General features: G+C 35.4%; 17 protein-coding genes. 12 read left to right on the forward strand and 5 right to left on the reverse strand.

Translation table 11 applies throughout. The features are described from left to right. Nucleotides 1–52: 52 nt before the first annotated feature. The 8 genes from I586_RS15995 (at nucleotide 53) to I586_RS17015 (ending at nucleotide 11,225) form a co-directional block, all read left to right on the forward strand. Nucleotides 53–1,396: an FAD-dependent oxidoreductase gene (locus I586_RS15995; RefSeq protein ID WP_010763895.1), complete on the forward strand. Its 1,344-nt coding sequence runs from the start codon at nucleotides 53–55 to the stop codon at nucleotides 1,394–1,396. Nucleotides 1,397–1,542: 146 nt separating this feature from the next. Beyond that, complete coding sequence (locus I586_RS16000) at nucleotides 1,543–1,770, forward strand: hypothetical protein (RefSeq protein ID WP_010763896.1); 228 nt, start codon at nucleotides 1,543–1,545, stop codon at nucleotides 1,768–1,770. 253 nt (nucleotides 1,771–2,023) lie between these two features. Further along, nucleotides 2,024–4,723: a YhgE/Pip domain-containing protein gene (locus I586_RS16005; protein WP_010763897.1), complete on the forward strand. Its 2,700-nt coding sequence runs from the start codon at nucleotides 2,024–2,026 to the stop codon at nucleotides 4,721–4,723. A gap of 266 nt (nucleotides 4,724–4,989) precedes the next feature. Beyond that, nucleotides 4,990–6,153 (forward strand): cation diffusion facilitator family transporter, encoded by a 1,164-nt coding sequence (locus tag I586_RS16010; protein WP_034702840.1) that lies wholly within the window; start codon nucleotides 4,990–4,992, stop codon nucleotides 6,151–6,153. 134 nt (nucleotides 6,154–6,287) lie between these two features. Then, a complete protein-coding gene (locus tag I586_RS16015) occupies nucleotides 6,288–6,626 on the forward strand; it encodes a hypothetical protein (protein ID WP_010763899.1) in 339 nt (112 codons plus the stop codon). A 125-nt stretch (nucleotides 6,627–6,751) separates the two neighbouring features. Further along, nucleotides 6,752–8,413 carry a MutS-related protein gene (locus I586_RS16020; RefSeq protein ID WP_010763900.1) on the forward strand — a complete coding sequence of 554 codons (1,662 nt, stop codon included), beginning with the start codon at nucleotides 6,752–6,754 and terminating at the stop codon, nucleotides 8,411–8,413. 281 nt (nucleotides 8,414–8,694) lie between these two features. Next, nucleotides 8,695–10,518 carry an APC family permease gene (locus I586_RS16025; RefSeq protein ID WP_010763901.1) on the forward strand — a complete coding sequence of 608 codons (1,824 nt, stop codon included), beginning with the start codon at nucleotides 8,695–8,697 and terminating at the stop codon, nucleotides 10,516–10,518. A gap of 239 nt (nucleotides 10,519–10,757) precedes the next feature. Continuing rightward, a complete protein-coding gene (locus I586_RS17015) occupies nucleotides 10,758–11,225 on the forward strand; it encodes a DUF5626 family protein (protein ID WP_010763902.1) in 468 nt (155 codons plus the stop codon). Here I586_RS17015 and I586_RS16035 read toward each other — a convergent pair. Further along, on the reverse strand, nucleotides 11,222–11,749 hold the full coding sequence (locus I586_RS16035; protein ID WP_010763903.1) for a helix-turn-helix domain-containing protein: 528 nt from the start codon (nucleotides 11,747–11,749) through the stop codon (nucleotides 11,222–11,224). The genes I586_RS17015 and I586_RS16035 overlap by 4 nt on opposite strands. 206 nt (nucleotides 11,750–11,955) lie before the next feature. Here I586_RS16035 and I586_RS17020 point away from each other — a divergent pair, with 206 nt between their 5' ends. Both I586_RS17020 and I586_RS16045 read left to right on the forward strand, forming a co-directional pair. Beyond that, the gene (locus tag I586_RS17020; protein WP_010763904.1) at nucleotides 11,956–12,549 is read left to right on the forward strand and encodes a hypothetical protein; all 594 of its coding nucleotides are present in this window, start codon (nucleotides 11,956–11,958) and stop codon (nucleotides 12,547–12,549) included. Nucleotides 12,550–12,612: 63 nt separating this feature from the next. Further along, on the forward strand, nucleotides 12,613–13,221 hold the full coding sequence (locus I586_RS16045) for a hypothetical protein (protein WP_010763905.1): 609 nt from the start codon (nucleotides 12,613–12,615) through the stop codon (nucleotides 13,219–13,221). Nucleotides 13,222–13,817: 596 nt separating this feature from the next. Here I586_RS16045 and I586_RS16055 read toward each other — a convergent pair. From I586_RS16055 to I586_RS16070, 4 genes are read right to left on the reverse strand one after another with little or no spacing between them, the layout of a single operon-like run. After that, nucleotides 13,818–14,492 (reverse strand): ABC transporter permease, encoded by a 675-nt coding sequence (locus I586_RS16055; RefSeq protein WP_010763907.1) that lies wholly within the window; start codon nucleotides 14,490–14,492, stop codon nucleotides 13,818–13,820. After that, a complete protein-coding gene (locus I586_RS16060; RefSeq protein WP_010763908.1) occupies nucleotides 14,492–15,424 on the reverse strand; it encodes an osmoprotectant ABC transporter substrate-binding protein in 933 nt (310 codons plus the stop codon). Before I586_RS16060 ends, I586_RS16055 begins: the two co-directional genes overlap by 1 nt. A gap of 1 nt (nucleotide 15,425) precedes the next feature. After that, nucleotides 15,426–16,061, reverse strand: a complete 636-nt coding sequence (locus tag I586_RS16065) for an ABC transporter permease (protein WP_010763909.1) — start codon at nucleotides 16,059–16,061, stop codon at nucleotides 15,426–15,428. A 3-nt stretch (nucleotides 16,062–16,064) separates the two neighbouring features. After that, on the reverse strand, nucleotides 16,065–17,258 hold the full coding sequence (locus tag I586_RS16070) for a betaine/proline/choline family ABC transporter ATP-binding protein (protein WP_174270369.1): 1,194 nt from the start codon (nucleotides 17,256–17,258) through the stop codon (nucleotides 16,065–16,067). A gap of 438 nt (nucleotides 17,259–17,696) precedes the next feature. Here I586_RS16070 and I586_RS16075 point away from each other — a divergent pair, with 438 nt between their 5' ends. Continuing rightward, complete coding sequence (locus I586_RS16075; protein ID WP_010763911.1) at nucleotides 17,697–18,386, forward strand: hypothetical protein; 690 nt, start codon at nucleotides 17,697–17,699, stop codon at nucleotides 18,384–18,386. Nucleotides 18,387–18,425: 39 nt separating this feature from the next. Continuing rightward, entirely contained in the window at nucleotides 18,426–18,980 is a 555-nt protein-coding gene (locus I586_RS16080) for a hypothetical protein (RefSeq protein WP_010763912.1), read from the forward strand. The last annotated feature ends 175 nt before the right edge of the window (nucleotides 18,981–19,155 follow it).

The following is a 19,155-nucleotide window of genomic DNA, read 5'->3' on the forward strand; positions in this document are numbered from 1 at the left end:
CATATATGTAATTATGATAAGTGTTTTTTCGATTGAAGGGAGAAGAACCTTGGTGAAAGTAGTAATCATCGGAGCCTCACACGGAGGACTTCAAGCTGCATTAACATTAAAAAAATTAAATCCTCATACAGAGGTTATTCTGATTGAAAAAAGAAATGAGATCAGTTTTGTTTCAAGTGGCGTAGTCTTGAAAATGAATCAATTAGTAGACACGCTAGACGAAGTGAGGTATCTTACTTCGGAAGATTTGGCTGAAAAAGGGGTCGATGTTTTACTTAATGCGACAGCTACTACGATCATTCCAAATAAAAAGATCGTTGTTTATGAAGACAGCAATAAAGATATACATGAATTGAATTATGAAAAATTGATTTTGGCAACAGGTTCAAACCAGTTTGCTACGAATCTAACGTTGCCAAGTAAAGACAAGGTGACAGTTTTCAAAAGTTATCCTAGTTCAGTTGAAGTACTAGAAAAGCTAGAGAAAGCAAAGTCCATCTCCATTGTGGGTGGTGGATATATCGGTGTAGAACTATGTGATGCGTTGAAAGATCAAGGGAAAGAAGTTCATTTGATCGAAAGCGCTGATTCTGTTCTTTTTCGCTATCTAAGTAAAGAAGTCTCTTCCTTAGTTGAACAAAAAATCATAGACTCTGGGATTCATCTCCATCTAAATGAGAGTGTTATTGGTTTTTCAGACTTAGATCAAGACATGTTTATTACTCAAACAACGAATGAAGAAATCAGAAATGATTACGTGATTGTGGCAGTTAACGCAAGACCAGATACGACATTAGTAAAAGACTTTTTGGACTTAAATACAAATGGAACAATTTATGTAAATGAAAAGATGCAGACAAGTGATCCCAATATTTTTGCTTTAGGTGATGTTATTTCTTATCCCGTTCGCAATAGCTACCGTAAATCATTTATTCCTCTGGTAAATAATGTTGTACGGAGTGCGACAGTTGCCGCAATGAATGTTTTAGGTCATCAGATGAAATACAATATGACACAAAAGACGACCGCTACAAAAATCTTTAACAGTTACATTGCAAGTACAGGGTTAACAGAAGATGAAGCCAAATTTGAAGGACTTGAAGTTGAAAGCATGTTTTTAACATTACCATGTCAATTACCTTTTCTTGAATTACAGGAAGAAGTACATATTAAAATGGTGATAGAAAGAGGTTCACATAAACTGATTGGTGGACAATTGATGTCTGAAAAAGATATTACACAATCCATTAATACGTTATCATTAGCAATCGATAAGGAAACAACATTGGAAGAATTAGTTACGATGGACTTTTATTTCAATCCAGCAATCAATCAACCGATGGGCATCATTAGCCGAGCGGCTTACGAGTTTTTGATCAATAAATATAAAGTGTAAGAACTTAAATAAGCGGGAGATACGTCGTACAATAACGTATCTTCCGCTTATATTTACATATATATGTTTTTTTAGAATAAAGCAAATTACTTCTCCTTATTGTTATTAAGGCTTATAATAGAATAAAATTCTAGGAGGCATAGCCGATGAAAGCAGATGAGAAGAAATTCTATGACTTCATAATGGATCGTACAACAGCACAACATCAAGAAGATATGAAACATTTACTGGCAGAATTGATGGAAAGAAGAACAACAGACAAACTTGATAAGATGTATCTTATGAGTGTCGTTCCAAGAGCTTTATCTTATTTAGATCCTGACTCCGTAAATGAAGTGAAAAAAGTTGTATCAGAGTTTTCAGCAAAACTATAAGCTAAAAAGAGTAAGGGCAAGCTGATTCAGTTGGATGAGTTTGCCTTTTTTTAGGTGTCGGAAAGCGTAGATGAACAAGATAAATAAGGATAAAATCGATTGTTTGAGTTACGCAAGTAGATACAAAAAATAAATCTCTACGACAGTTCAAGAAACCTGTCGTAGAAATGGACAAAAAAGTGATTTTTCATTTGTTATTGATAAAAAAATTATGCTAAAGTATATCAGTCATTAAAAAGAGTGGGTGAACAGGATGAAACATATAAAAAATACATTGAAGTTATTTAAATTAGATTGGCAACGCATTTTTAAAAATCCGATTGCAACATTTTTGATTATTGCACTGATGATTATTCCATCACTTTATGCATGGTTCAATATCAAAGCTTTGTGGGATCCTTACGCAAATACAGGGGAGCTGCCGATTGCAGTATACAGTGATGATCAAGCAGCAACTTTCAAGGATAAAAAAGTTAATATTGGAGAGGAAGTTCTGAAAAATCTCCATGAGAACAAGCAATTGGGGTGGCGGTTTGTTGACTCTAAAGAAGAGTTAGACAAAGGTGTACGATCAGGTAAATATTACGCTGGTATTTATTTGCCTAAGGATTTTTCAAAAGATTTATTGAGTTTTACGACAGGAGAAATCACCAAGCCTAAAATAGATTATTCGATCAATGAGAAAATCAACGCGATTGCACCAAAAATTGCGGAAAAGGGTGCAACTTCTTTACAAGCACAAATCACAGATGAATTTACTAAGACAGCTAGTGGTACATTAGTCAAGGTTTTTAATGATATTGGTTATAATTTAGATTCTAATTTAGTCAGTATTACAAAAGTGAAAAATATGATTCTTTCAACAGATGAAAACATTGATGAAATCGACAAGTATACCCAAGAAGTTGTAGCACTTCATGGTAAAATGCCAGAACTTAAAACAAAATTAGAAAAAGCAAATGAATTTGTGGACTATTTGCCTCAAGTGGACGCTTTAGGGACAAAATTAGTCGATTTAAATGACAAAATGCCAACAATCAAAGAACAAGCGAAAGTGATTTTAACGTTGCAAGAAAAAATTCCGGAAATTCAAAATGCAGGCAAACAGCTAGCGATGATTGACGATGATTTTGCTTCTGTTGAACAAACGATGAATGAAGGAATCGAAGAAGCCAAGCAAGGTTTAACGATTATCCAACAAGTTCAAACAGCGCTACCGGATATTGAAAAACTTGGAGACCAAGCAGGTCAATTAGCGAGCGCAACAAGTGAAGGGGCAACGAAATTACAAGAAGCATTGCCAGGTATTACAAGCAGTATTAAAGTAACCTTAGAGTCTGTTCAAACAATTGGTACAAATGTATCCGCGATTGCTGGACAAATCGAACAATTATTGACAGACAATGAACTGACACCAGAAGAACGTGTAGCGTTACAACAAATGTTACAACAATTTAGTGATAGTTTAGGCAAACAGCAAGCTGCCATTGATCAGTTAGTGGCAATGTTGACAGAGATTCAAAATTCAACAAGCGATCCAAAAATTCAAGATATTATAGTGGAACTGAATAATATTAGTACCTTATTAGGTGGATTGAAAGTACGAGTAGATAGCATTGATGCAGATGCGATTTCTGTAGAGCAGTTAAAAGCTGTTTTAATTGAAATTGAAGACATGGCTACTAACATTGCAGGTATTGCGGGAAGCATCAAGGTTGATGCAGTAGCAACAAGTGTCAATGATATTTTGACAAAACTAATCTCAACCATTAGCACGGCTCAAGGGCTCCTTGATAAAGCGAAACAAATCGACTTCGCTTCTTTATTAAGCTCAACACAAGCAACAGTTGCCAATGCAATCGGTATTTTAGAAAAATACCAAGCAGAATTGCCTGCAATCAAACAAGAAGTACACGATGCCAACGTTTTATTGAATGGTCATATGGATACAATCGTAAATGGCATCAATAAAGGGGCAGAACTTTATAACAATGAATTACCTGTAATAGAAGAAAAACTTGGATTAGCAGCAGATTTTATTAAAAATGATTATCCAGGAATCAAAGAAAATATTACTGGAACCTTAAAAACTGTTAATGAAAAAATGCCAGATTTAGAATCTGCTCTAGACAAAGCAAATGACTTAGTTCAAAATGATTGGCCAAACATCAAAACTGGCCTTCATAAGGCTGCTGAAGCAATCCGTAAAGGTGAAAAGGATGTAGATCTTGGGCAAGTAATAAAACTGCTTAAATTAGATGCTAACGCTGAAAGTGACTTCTTTGCGAAACCCGTAGAAGTTTCTGAAAATAAAATTTACCCAATCGCGAACAATGGTTCAGCAAGTACACCGTTTTATACAGCTTTGTGCTTGTGGGTTGGTGCCGTTTTATTTTCAAGTGTTGCAACAACTGATTTCTATTTAGATGAAAAAGATCGTGGAAAATACTCTAAACGCGAACAATTTTCTGCAAGAATGTTAACCTTCTTAGTGATGGGCTTAGCACAAGCATTGATTGTTACATTAGGAAATTATTTCTTATTGGGTGTGGACGTAAGACAGCCTGTATATAGTGTCTTGTTTGCCTTATTGATAGCCTTTGCGTTTATGATGATGGTTTACGTATTGGTGGCATTGTTTGGAAATGTCGGAAAAGGAGCTGCAATCATTATTTTGGTTCTCTCAATTTCTGGTGGTGGAGGAAATTATCCTATTCAAGTTTCTGGGAAGTTCTTCCAATTCATCAATCCATTTTTACCGTTTACACATGCGGTGAATTTATTACGAGAATCAGCTGGTGGCGTCTATTGGCCAAATGCGTGGAAAGCTATCCTCATCCTAGTCAGTATTTCGATCGTCTTCTGTGTGTTAGGAATTTTATTGTATCCTTACATCGAAGAAAAAACGAAGAAATTAGCGAAAGTTTCGCATGAAAGTCATATCTTCCATTAAGAATAAGAACGAATCTATAGCAAAAGATTGAGACAGCCTTTCGATAGGAATGTCTCAATTTTTTGCTATTTCGGGAGAAGTCGCGGATGATAATGACAGGACTATTCTTTCAAGGTATCCCTAACAAAAAAGCAAAGAAGTCCAATGAATCAAATTGGGTCTTTCTAAACAATAAAAAGTCACTAATAAAAGTAGTTTTTTACTATACAAATTTCTAAAAAAAATTTATAGTTCTAAGATATGCTAAAAACGAGGTAGGGATTATGATGATAAATTTTTTAATTGATCGTTTTGAAAAAAGAAAACAAAAAAGCTCGGATATGCGAACAGCATTTGGCATTTTTGCCGGAGTCGTTGGCCTATTATCAAACTTGTTACTGTTTGTAGGTAAATTGTTGATTGGCTTGATTTCAGGTAGTGTATCAATCATGGCAGATGCGATGAACAACTTGTCTGACACGGTATCGTCAGTGTTGACTTTAATTGGTTTTTATATTTCTGGAAAGCCAGCGGACGAAGAACATCCATATGGCCATGAGCGATTTGAATATATCAGTGGCATGTTAGTTTCGTTATTGATAACCTTCGTAGGGTTCCAATTTTTTATGACATCGATCGAACGCATTAAAGACCCACAAAGCATCAAAGTAACCCCAGTAATATTGGTAATATTAGTTTTATCGATTTTGATCAAAATTTGGCAAAGTCTGTTTTATAGACGGGTGGCTAAGAAAATCGATTCCAATACCTTAGTTGCAACTGCTAAAGATAGTTTGAACGACGTCTTCACAACAATTGCAGTATTAGTTTCGGCAACGATTGAAGGCATTACGGGGCTTAAAATCGATGGATTCGTTGGATTGGTGATTGCCTGCTATATTATTTTTAGTGGGTTACAGTTGATTCGAGAATTTGTAAATGAGTTGATGGGACTACGTCCGAATCAAGCAGCCATCGATAAGATGAAAGTGTATTTGTCTTCTGTTTCAGAAATCGTCGGCTATCACGATTTATTGATCCATCAATACGGACCGAATAAAACCTTTGCATCCGTTCATATTGAAATCGATGACCGTTGGAATTTAACACAAGCACATGAAACGATCGATGAGATTGAAAAGAAATTTAAACAGCAGTTAGGAGTGGATTTAGTCTGTCACATCGATCCAGTAAACTTGCATGATCAACAACAACAGTTTATCCATCAAGAATTGAAAAAAATCATCAAAGGAATCAATGGTGAATTAAAAGGACACGATATACGCCTAGTAGATCATGGAGATAAGCCGCGTATAGTATTTGACTTAGTTGTGCCCAATCATTTTAAAGCAACGGATCAAGAACTACGAATTCGTCTACAAGAACAAGTGTATAGAAATATGGGTGATTATATAGTAGAAGTAACTTTTGATCATAATTATTTATTATAAATATTGATGAGACGAAAAAAGTGATTCCATATTCTCAAAAAAAAATATATATAAGGTTATTTAAACAAAAAAATGAAAAAATAAAAACCTCCAACATGATACTATAGAATTGGATCGTTAGGGGGAGTTATAAAATGGATACAAATTTGTTAGTTATTCTATATTTTTTAGTTGTGGTGATTGTTGTTTTGACTTTAGTGATTGTAAGGGACAAACAATTTTTAAGAAGTTTGCTGGAGAAGAAAGACATACTGCAGGAAGAAATCACAGACTTGAAAGTGGAGAAAGTTCGATTAAAACATACGATAAGATTACAAGATGAAACAATTTCTCATATGTTGACTTCACAGCCACAGTCGGCTAGGCTTGAAAAAACTGAAATGTCAACGATGAAAACTGTAGAAGACGCAACAGTTCAAGAATGGGATTTTGATAAATATGAAAGTATGAATCAGGAGTATTACAACGAATAAAATTAAGAACGGAAACAGGACTCAAGGAGTTAGGTTTCCGTTTTTTTGTAGTCATTCGACATTAAACGTAAACTTGTATATCACGCTACAAAAAACTATACTAGAAAGAAAAAGGAGGGGATTGGATGGAAGCTCAATTGATCGTATTAGGATTTGTTGCGTTGATAATTCTAATCATCATCATAACGGAAATATATAATCGTATAAAATTAAGAGCATTAGTCAAAACAAAATGGGGGAAATTTCCAAGTGGGAATTTTTTTGACAAAGAAGAGAGCTTAAAAACAGCGTGGGGGAAAGCAAAAGCGTATAGAAAATACGATAGTGAAATCGATGATATCACATGGTATGATTTAGATGGATTTTCTTTGTTTGAGCGAATCAACGCAACGTATTCGAGTGCCGGATCAGAAGCCTTGTATCAGCGAATGCGTAATTTCAACTTCTCTAAAAAAAGCCATGAACGCTTAGAAACATTAATTGATTATTATAAACAAAACCCAGATGTCCGAGAAGAAATCCAATTCCAATTTGCCTGTCTTGGTAAAAAAGATAATAATAATGTAGAGAATTATTTGGCTGAAACGAAAAGCCAAGCGTTACCGAATACAATGATTTATTTAGTATGTGGAGTATTGCCAATTGTAGGAGTTATTTCATTTATCTTGTTTCCGTCAACACCAGCAATCCTATTTTTAATAGGTTCGATTTTATTCAATGTCATCTATTATCAAATAAAAAAAGAAAAACTAGAACGTGAGTTAGCTTGTATGGGTTATTTGGTTCAAACCGTGGCATGTGCAAAACAAGTAGCCAAACTACGAACGCCTTTTCAAGAAGAGTTGACTAAAAATCTCAAACCAATCGCTTCCATGACTAAATTTGGTATTTCTTTTCGTATGAAGTCGAATAGTGAAGCTGAATTGATGTTTGATTATTTGTCTATGATTTTTTTGTTGCCGCTTATTTCCTATAATTTCGTTTTAGAAAAAGTAAAAAATTACGAGTCTCAAGCAAAGGAACTTTGGCGTTTACTTGGTGAATTAGAGGTTAGTGCGGCTGTTTTGAATTTTCGTGAGATAATGCCTGATACTAGCCAACCCATTTTTTCCGATACGCTTCAAGTGATCGGGGAAGAAGTTTATCATCCACTATTGGCAACGCCAGTACCCAATGCAGTAAATTGGGCAAAAAACACCCTTGTAACAGGTTCTAACGCTTCAGGTAAGTCTACTTACGTCAAGAGTGTTGCCATTAGCTGTATCCTATCTGCAACGATTCATACGGCATTAGCCACCAAGTTCCAACTGCCTTTTGGACATATCTTAACATCTATGGCCGTTGAAGATGATATTTTTGAAGGAGATAGTTATTTTGTAGCAGAAACAAAGTCTGTTAAACGAGTATTAGACTTAGCTGAAACGAATACTCCGTGTTTATGTTTTATTGATGAGATATTAAAAGGAACCAATACGATTGAACGAATTTCAGCATCATCCAGTATGATTCATTGGCTAGACAATTACCCATCATTAGCATTTGTTGCGACTCATGATATTGAACTGACCGAAATTTTAAAAGAATCCTGTGATAATGTCCATTTTGAGGAGCAAGTAACGAAAGAATACGGGGTAACCTTTGATTACAGTTTGAGACAAGGGCCTTCGACTACAAGAAATGCGATTGAATTATTACAGGTATTGAATTATCCGAAAGAAATCGTTGCACAAGCAAAAAAAGAAGCGAATCATTTTGATAAACACCGTACATGGCAAAAATTAGAATAGAAATCAAGACAGGGATTGCCTTTTACGGAATCCTTGTTTTTTTATATCCTAATAGAATAAGGAAATCAAACTATTTTTTTTGAAAAGAAAATCTTGATAAAATAATTAGTCTGATAATTTCTTTAGTAGAGAAGGAGGAAGCGATGAAGATTTTTGAAGTTTAGCAAATAAATAATTGACAATCTTAATCTAGGGGAGTAGCATATGTGATTGTTTGTGGAAAAAACATATATTTTTCTGAAAACGGAATAGAAGAAAACTGAGAAGGAGAGATGGATCAAGTGGACTATTTAAAACGATTATTTATCGGAAAACCCTTAAAATCTACTGAAAATGACGACCATAAACTAAGTCGATTCGCAGCACTGGCTTTATTATCATCTGATGCGTTGTCTTCAATTGCATATGGTACTGAGCAAATTGTGGTTGTACTCGTTACGTTATCTGCTGCTGCCATATGGTATTCGTTACCGATTGCTGCTTTTGTTATTATTTTACTTATTTCTTTAACCTTATCTTATCGGCAAATCATTCATGCGTATCCTCATGGTGGCGGAGCTTACGTAGTCAGTAGTGAAAATTTAGGAAAGAATGCAGGCTTAGTAGCTGGTGGGTCATTATTGGTCGATTATATGTTGACTGTGGCTGTTTCTGTTTCTGCGGGAGCTGAGGCAATCATTTCTGCCGTGCCAGCATTATATGGCCATCAAGTAGCGATTTCAATTGTTATTGTCTTGCTCATTATGTTGATGAATCTTCGTGGGTTAAGAGAATCAGCTAGTTTCTTGATGTTTCCTGTTTATAGTTTTATTGCGGTGATCACGTTGCTGATTGCAACTGGTCTATTCAAAATCGTAACAGGTGTCGTACCGATGCAAGCAACAGCTGTGCCTGGTGCTGTTGTGCCTGGAATCACGATTGCATTGATTTTACGGGCATTTTCTTCAGGTTCGTCTTCTTTGACTGGGGTTGAAGCAATTAGTAATGCTGTCCCTTTTTTCAAAAAGCCTAGAGCAAAAAATGCGGCGGGCACTTTAACGCTAATGGCTGCAATCTTAGGTTTTTTCTTTGTGGGAATCACTTTTATCAACTATTGGTATGGTATTGTCCCTCAAACTGAGGTAACTGTGTTGGCTCAAATCGGAAAAGCGGTTTTTGGTCAAAACATCCTGTATTATGTCTTGCAGTTTACAACAGCATTGATTTTAGCTGTTGCGGCAAATACGGGTTTCTCGGCGTTTCCAGTTCTAGCTTATAATTTAGCAAAAGATAAATTTATGCCACATATGTATATGGATCGAGGAGATCGTTTAGGGTATTCTAATGGGATTTTGACTTTAGCTGCAGGGTCTGTTGTCTTGTTATTGATTTTCCAAGGGTCAACAGAACGGCTGATTCCGCTTTATTCTATTGGGGTATTTATACCATTTGCCTTATCTCAAACAGGAATGGTTATAAAATGGCGAAAAGAAACCAAAAAATGGCTATCAAAATCGATTGCTAATATTGTAGGGGCTTTGATTTCTTATGGGATCATTATTATTTTATTTATGTATCGTTTAGGCGATATTTGGCCATTTTTTATCATTATGCCCGTGTTGATTTTTGTTTTTTACAGTATCCATGCTCACTATAAAAATGTGGCAGAACAACTACGGTTGGAAGAGACTGTGAAACAACAGGAATTTTATGGGAACACAGTTATCGTTTTAGTTGGAAATGCCACGCAAGCAAATGTTGGAGCAGTGAATTATGCTCGTTCGATTGGGGATTATGTTGTTGCCATGCATGTGTCTTTGGATGAAAATCAAGCGAAAGAGAAGGAAATTGAAGCAGAATTTAAAAAGCATTTTCCAGATATACGCTTTTCGGTTGTTCATTCATCGTATCGCTCAATCACCAATCCAATTCTGCGTTATGTTGATTTGGTAAGCAAAAATTCAGCGAAACGGGCGTATACGACCACCGTATTGATTCCGCAATTTGTTCCTAATAGACGCTGGCAAAATATTTTGCATAACCAAACAAGTTTACGTTTACGTCTTAAATTATCTTGGCGGGAAAATATCGTTGTTGCAACATATAGTTATCATTTGAAAAAATAAAAGAGTTTCGTTCCGCGCACAGTTTTACGACTAGTTCTGAATAACATGAATCGCGATTTTTTCTCTCGATTGGCTGTCCGATTGTTTATCTAATGGATTGTTTTATTGAATGAACAAATTCTTCAAAAAGCTTATGGATACTGACTTGCAACTAGAAGTTGACATGTTGCAAACAGAAAAGTGCTTTCTTTTCCACTCCTTTTTTTGTACGGTTGATATATAAAAAAGGAGTGGAAAATATGAAGAAGAAATTTATTGTGGGGGCAGTGTTCTTTTTAAGTTTTATTGTTAATGATTTGGTGGCACATGCTGAAGAATATAGAGGGTCGGTCGATTATTCGTTATCAGATACACAAAAGCAAGTCTCAAGTGTTATTACAGAAGAAGGCGAAGAGCTGATTGTTACAATTGAAAAAGAACCAACTCTCTCTCGGGCACTAGGTAACGGTACGTATACCGTCTCAACAGAAAGAAGAGGTTCTTGGAAGGCTAGTTATCAGGTAATTATAAAGAAAAATTCGATTATCTCAACAAAAAATGCTAGTGTTAAAGCTATTTCGGGATCATTTACTAGTAAATCTTTACGAATCGATCATTCAAAGCAAGCTACTTATTATTTAAAACGAAAAGTAGGGACTGCTGAAACAACGATAAATCTTCGCGCAAAAATTGATGGTTCTAAGTTGAATGTTTCAGTACTTACCTAAGGATCAGGCGTGTAGTTTATTTCGATTTTTTGGTCCCATAAGAGATAGTCTCCAAGTATAATGTAAACAAAATATAGATTAATTAGCATGCAACACACACTTACAACGTTAACCAACGTGTAGAATGTGTTGCTTTTTTTGTTGCGTTTCATGATAACTGGAGCAAGTATTAGACCCAAAGGAGCAGCGACGGACAAGCCAATTACGGCAATCAATAACAGTAGCCCTTCATCGGTTTCACCGGCTCCTTGATCATGAATCCAATCTAATTTTTTCCGATGCTCTTCAATCGTTTGGTTGTTTTCATCAATTTTCTTTTTCAATTCTTTGTTTTCTTGAACAAGTTCATCTATGGAGACTTCATAAATTTTACTAAGTAAAATTAAATTATCAATATCTGGGTAGCCTTTTCCGGTTTCCCATTTAGAGACGGACTGACGAGAAACATTCAATTGATCTGCAACAGCTGCTTGGGAAAGACCTCTATTTTCTCGATGTGCACGTAACTGATCAGCTAAAGCCATGCGTTTCCCTCCTCTTGCTTTTTTATACTTAATCATACGTCATTTTGAACGAAAAAACTATCATTTTTTGTGTATTTGGGGGCAACTTTTAGTTGCAAGGAGTGGGGCAACCACAGCGTGTCATGATGTAAACCAATAGGTGCTTACTAAACTATTTTTTTCGTGTGATGATGATTGCATATTAAAAAGAAAGAAGGTTTTATTTTATGAAAAAAGTGTGTATTGCTTGTTTTGTTTTAGGAATATCTTTAATCCCTTTGATTTTTCCGAAATATTCTTATGCGGAAACCGAACAGGTAAAAGAGAGAAGGGAAGATTCTGTTATTATCATTAAGGATAACGAATTGTCTTTCGATGGTATTATTGAAAATTCATTCGAACTTCCTGATGAAAATCAGAACCCAACTATCAGTTCTCGAATGGTAAATCCTATCCGTTATCGCAAAAAAAATGTAAAAAGTTACCAAGAATGGTCTGGGTATAGACGTATATCTGACAATTTGAAAACAGGAGCTGCAGGTGGCTCAATAAGTGCTACTAAAACGACTACTTTTGGTGTCAGTGTATCTGGAGACATATCGGGAATCAATGTAAATGCATCGGGATCTGTATCTAGTGCGAAAGGATATAAATTGAATGTTGGTGCAAACAAACGAGTTTATCTTGGTTATAGAACGAGATATGCTGTAGAAACGGGTAAAAGAGAGCAATATGATTTAGAAACAGGCAAAGTCTATAGAACAAATAATTATACTGTGAAACGTCCTTTATATGGTGAATATGCTCTAATAAATTATTAACATCTACCTTAAATAAAAAGCGGATAAAACAAATCGATAGTAAAAGAAAGAGGGAGTTATTTTATGAAAAAACTTTTATTTGTTTCAATTGTTGGGTGCTCATTGTTTTTAGGAAATAAAACCAGTTATGCTGATGAAAACGTTGAAAATTCAATGAATTCATCAGATGTAGTAAGTTCTCATGAATTCATTGATTCTTTTGGAAATACAGTAAAAGAAGTCAATGAAGAAGATATTATTTTTTACACCGAAGATTCTAAAATTGAAGAGGAGAGCTCGTTAGAAATTGCACCTAGATATGCTCTATCTACTCGTAAAAAGAATGTAAAAACATATGATGAGTGGTCAGGGTATAAAAGAATATCTGACAATGTTGCTACTGGTAGCAAAGGTGGTTCGATAACGGCTACGAAGACAGCTACTTTTGGTGCGAGTGTATCTGGCGATATAAAAGGGATTAAAGTAAATGCTTCAGGATCAGTATCTAGCGCAAAAGGCTATACTTTAAATATTGGCGCTAATAAGCGCGTATATTTAGGGTATAGAGTAAGATATGCCGTAGAAACAGGAACGAGAGAAGTTTATCGAACAGCTAGTGGAAAATTACATTCTAGTAATAAATATACTGTTAAAAGACCAAAGTATGGAGAATATGCTTTAATTAACTATTAAATAAAAAAATGTTATGATAGATTAAAAAGAAAGGACTTTAAGTATATGAATATAAAGTTTGTTAAAGCGATAGGTTATCTCATCATCTCTGCATCAATTCTACTATCATTACTATTTAGCTTTAATCCTGATAAAATTCTTGTTGATGGCAACCCGTTAGATACTGGATATATGATATCAAAAACCTTATTTATAATTACTAGTCTACTTATTTCAACCATAATTGGAGTTCAATTGATCAACAAAAAATAGTCCTATTCTAACTATTGAGAAAGTTGATACTAAGATGATGAATAAAAATAAACGAAAAAATTATTATGTTGTTATAATTACGTATGTGTTGATTAGGATGATTATTTTATTTAGAGATGATCACCTAATTTTATCTTCTTTTTTGAATTATGAATTATCTGGTTTGATCGGGTTTATTATTGGGTATACGTCACTTTATTGTCTAGTAATAAGGAAAGACAAGTAATTAAAAGTCTTAATTCACTAACAAAACGACCTTCACTACTTTTCTGTAAAATAGTAGTGAAGGTCGTTTTTTATTTTATTATTTTACTGATAACAACTGCTGACAAACTGTCTAAGAATTAATTGGTTGAATGTTTACTCGCCGGATCTAATCGGCGTTCGATTGTCCCTAACACCCAGTCTGTAATGATTGCCATCAAAGCGGTTGGTAAAGCTCCTACAAGGATAATAGCCGTACCGTCTGTTGCATTGGTACCTCTGATAATGATATCACCAAGCCCACCAGCGCCAACGAAAGCACCAATTGCAGTGATCCCAATCGCTACAACTAAAGCATTACGGATACCCGCCATGATCACAGAAACAGAAAGTGGCAATTCTACCATGTAAAGTCGCTGCCATTTTGTCATCCCCATGCCTTTACCTACATCTAAAATATTTCGATCGACTTGGATCATTCCAGTATAGGTATTTTTGATGATCGGTAAAAGAGAGTAAAGAAAGACAGTAACGATAACCGTGTTTACGCCAAGACCAAGACCAAGCATCAAGATCGAAAGCATAGCGAGTGAAGGGACTGTTTGGATCAAGTTAGCGATACTCACGACCCAACCCGCCATTTTTCTTCTACGGGCAATGAAAATACCAATCGGAATACCGACGATTGCGGCGAACAATACACCATAAATGGAAATTAGAAAATGCCGAACAAATTGACTTAGAACATAACTACCGTTTTGCTCAAAGTAATAGAAAAACTGTTGTAGCAAGTTCATATCTTGTAAATTCTGCATTATTTTCCACCTCCTTCAGATTCAAAGAAATGGTGTTCTTTCAAGAAATTATCTGCAACGGTTTCTGGTTCCATTAAATCATTATCTGCTTGATAATTTAATTTTTGCATCGTTTCTGTTGAAATCTGTCCAGATAGTTTAGCCAGTACATCTTTCAATTCAGGATATTTCTTTAAAATCTCATCCGTTGCAACAGCACAGGCATCGTATGGAGGGAAGAAATGAAGATCATCTTCTAAAATCACAAGGTCATAACTACCGATCCGTCCATCTGTAGAATAACCTAAAACGACATCCATCTTGTTAGCAGCAACTGCGTCATAAACTAAACCGATCTGCATCGGGAAAACACGTTTAAAATCAAAACCATACGTTTCAGTAAAGCCTTTATAGCCATCACCTTTACGGTCGATCCAAGACGTATCAACACCTGCAGTCAGCTGATCACCAACTTTTTTTAGGTCACTGATCGTTTTCAAATTGTATTTTTTAGCGGTTTCTTGTGTGACCATGAATGCATAGGTATTGGCAAAACCGTAAGAATTAAACCATTTTTGTTGAAATCTTTTTTGGAATTCTGATTGCACCACATCAAAGGCCTTTTTTGGATCTTTGATTGGTTCTAAATTGAGCGTAGTTGTTAAATCAGTTCCAGTATAACGGGCAGCTGAAATTTGTGCATCGCCATTCATCATAGCTTGGTGATTGATGGTAGTGGTTGCCAAATTGTTGATGATCGTTGTTTTTTCATCAGTGTAATGCTCAATCATTCCAGCAACTAGACTGGCTAGTATTTGCGCCTCAGAAGTAATGCCGCCTGTGATCGAAATTGTAGAATCATCAGAATTTGATGCTAAACCAGGTAAAGAACAGCCAGATAGCAACAACATAGCACTAAGTGTGATGAGCAATAATTTTAATTTTCGTTTCATATTATTCCGCCTCCCTTAAAGCTTTAGGCGTCAATTTCTTCTCTAGTAGTCCAAGTAATAAGTCTGCAACTAAAGCTAAAATAGTAACAGGAATCGTTCCAGCAAAAATCAAATCTGGTTGGTAATTATTTAAGCCACTGAAAATGAAATCTCCAAGACCACCTGCGCCAATATAAGAGGCAAGAGTTGCCCAAGCAATAACATAAACAGCTGCTAGTCTAATTCCAGCCATAATTGTTGGCATAGCAATCGGTAATTCGACCATGAAAATCGACTGAACATTTGTCATCCCCATGCCTTTTGCTGCATCTTTGTAATCAGAACTGACTTCTTTGATCCCGATATACGTATTTCGTAAAATAGGTAATAAGGAATAAATAAACAATGCAATGATTGCTGGAATTTTTCCAACACCAAAAATAGGTATCATCAATGCGAGTAAAGCTAGTGAAGGAACAGTTTGCAATGCACTCGTTAATCCAATGACAATAGCTGCTGTTCGTTTCGTTCTTGTCAATAAAATCCCAATCGGTACAGCCAATAGAATTCCCAAGAGCAGTGCTACACCAGAAATAAAAATATGTTCACCAATTTTAGTGACAAGTTCATTTCCTCTTTCTAATAAAAACTGATTCATTTTTTACACCTCCGCTTGAGGTTGTGTGACATCAGTTGATTCTGTTTCACTTGCAGTAGGAACCGTTTCTTCTGTTTCTTCCTCACCCCAGATAACATCGTAAACGATATCTACCAAGGAAGCTCGAGTTAAAATTCCTACAACTTTTTGTTGGTCGTCTACTACTGGAACATATTTTAAGCCACGTTTTAAGATGCGTTGCAATGTATCGCGTAATAAAGAAGATTTTTTTACAAAGAAAACTTTTGGATTCATGATGTCACTGACACTTGTCGCAGTATTTCTGCGGCGATCAAGGGTTTCGACATCGATGAAGCCTTTTAATACACCGGCGCCATCAACGACTAAGAGCGTATCAACACGTTTTTCTCTCATTAATTTGATCGCTTCTGACAATGATTTTTCAGGTGTAATCGTAATGGCGTTATTTAGCATTACTTCGCCAACCGTCGTAATATCTGGTTTCGCTTGAATCAAACGGTCTTCACCAATCAGTTCTTCGACAAATTCATTGACTGGATGACGTAAGATATTGTCTGGTGTATCAAATTGAATAACTTTCCCTTCGCTCATAATGGCGATTCGATTTGATAATTTTAGTGCTTCATCCATATCGTGGGTAACAAAGACAATTGTTTTGCCTAAACGTTCTTGTAAGTCTTTCACTAAATCTTGTAAAGAGTCTCTTGTGATTGGATCTAGAGCACCAAAAGGTTCATCCATTAAAATGATATCTTGATTTGCTGCTAAGGCACGAACAACACCAATTCGTTGTTGTTGTCCTCCAGAGAGTTCGTTAGGATAACGGTCAAGCATTTCTCTAGGCAATTCAACTAGATCGATCATTTTTTCTGCGATTTTATTTCGCTCTTCTAGATCAACTTTTAATAACTTAGGTACAAGAACAATGTTTTCTCTGATTGTCATGTGTGGCATCAAGCCAATATTTTGAATAACGTAACCGATTTTTCTACGTAACTCTACAGGATTGATCGTTTGAATATCTTCGCCATTGATCAAGATTTTTCCTTTTGATGGATCAGTCATTCGATTGATCATCCGCATTGAAGTAGTTTTTCCGCTACCACTGGTTCCGATAAAGCAGATAAATTCACCTTTATCAAAAGACAGATTGATGTCGTCTACAGCGATTTTACCGCCTTTGTAAATTTTTGAAACATGTTGAAATTCGATCAACTTTCTCACCCCAAATTCTTTTTTCTTGTTCTCGTTTCTTAAATGAACACACTGTTTTCTAATAAACGTTTCTATTACTAGTATGCAACAAAACCGCGATTTGGACAAATCAGAGGATTTTTTTCATTTTTTTGAGATAAAAATCAAAAGAGTTGCTTGTATTTGGAACAACAAGAAAACAGGAAAAGTAGACTAAGCTATTGGGCGTGACTAACGTTCTATTGACAATAGTCAGAAACCTTAGTATATTGTTGATTAGCAACTACTGTTTTATGAACAATAGGAGGCGAGTCAACAGACAAAATAGAAAGATCGGTTGTGGTAGTTAAATTAAGCTATTTGCTTTTGTGTTATCTGAATAATTCCATTCAAGTTGAACGAAATGGAATAAGTACAAAAAATCAACAGTTATTGTCAAAAAAGGAGCCAATTAGACGTATGAAAAAAGAAAAAATCATTATTATGTTTGCATTAATAGTTGTTGTATTGACTGGATGCTCAAAGGGTGCTAATCCTAAAGAGGTTGCAACAGTTTTTATCAATAATGTCATTTATGAACGAGATAAGGAAAAAGCAGACAGCTATTTTTACAAGTTGGATGCACCAAATCAAGAGGATTTAATTCAAGATTTCTCTGAATTATTTGACCTTTCAAAAGAACAAGCAAAGGAATTAGTCGTAATTTATCAAGAACGACTGGATAAAGAAACGAGTTTTTCTGTAAAAATGAAAGAGAATACGACCAAAAAACATGAGGCTGAAGTAACTGTGACAGGGTTAGATCAGACAAAATTTGATCAAATGATCGATCAAAAAACGGACCAAGAATTGGTACAATGGTTGAACGATAAAGGCTATGATAAGCTGAAAACGATAGACGATATTGATAAGATATCTGACGAGAAACAATTAAATGCTATTTTAAAAGAACTCACATCATTGAAAGATAGTGACCTTAATCAAATTCAATTCGAAGCACTTAAAAAGACATTTCAAGAATTGAAAGCGGCAAAAGAACCAAAGACAATCCAGTTAGAACTGGAGCCAGATAAGAAAGAGAAAAAATATTGGATCATTGTAGATGAAGAAGAACGGTTTAATGAACTGCTAGATGCATTTCAAGGGTAACGAATAGTAGAGAAATATGTTGAGTAAGGAGAAGTTAAAATGAAAAAATTTATACTATTTTGCATGGCACTTTTGATGGTTGGTATGGGGATGACCCAGAACACTCAGAGCGCTGAAGCGGTATTTTCAAAAGACGAAGCAGTTAGAGAACGGTTTGCTTTAAAAAGAGAGAAACTGGCCGAAGTTGTCTCAAAAAAGGTTGCTCATGTTGAAAATTCCATCAAGAAAAAATTAAAAGTTCAAGAAGAAAAGAAAGTAAAAAAACAAAAAGAAGAGAACGAAAAAAAGGCGGCTGCTAAAAAAGCAGAAGAAGAAAAAGTTGCTAGCCAACAAGCTGCTGCACAAGCAATTGAGAATGAGCAGGCAGCCGCAACAGAGCAAATTGAAGAGCAACCAATAGAACAAGCACAAGTACCAGTTGCACCTGAAAATCCCCAAGGAGCCGAGGCAGTATCGGGTGCCTCAGCTAGTGGACGAGAAATAGGGCAAAAAAATAGAGAATGGGGCGAGCAGTTGAGCGATCCTAATTTGACACCAGAAGAACGTCAAGGTATCATTCAAGAGAAAAAGAATTACAACCGCAATAACCACTGATAAATGGCTGGACACTATTTTGCTCCAAAGATTAAAAAACTTTGGAGCTGAATTGCTTTTGATTAGTATTAGAATCTGGAATTCAATCAGTAAATAGAATTCTTTTTTCTAAACAAACATCAAATGAAAGCACGTGCAATTGCTCTTTTCGTAGTCGATTTATTTCAGTGGATAG

The sequence above is a fragment of the Enterococcus moraviensis ATCC BAA-383 genome (assembly GCF_000407445.1).
Lineage (GTDB): Bacteria > Bacillota > Bacilli > Lactobacillales > Enterococcaceae > Enterococcus_L > Enterococcus_L moraviensis.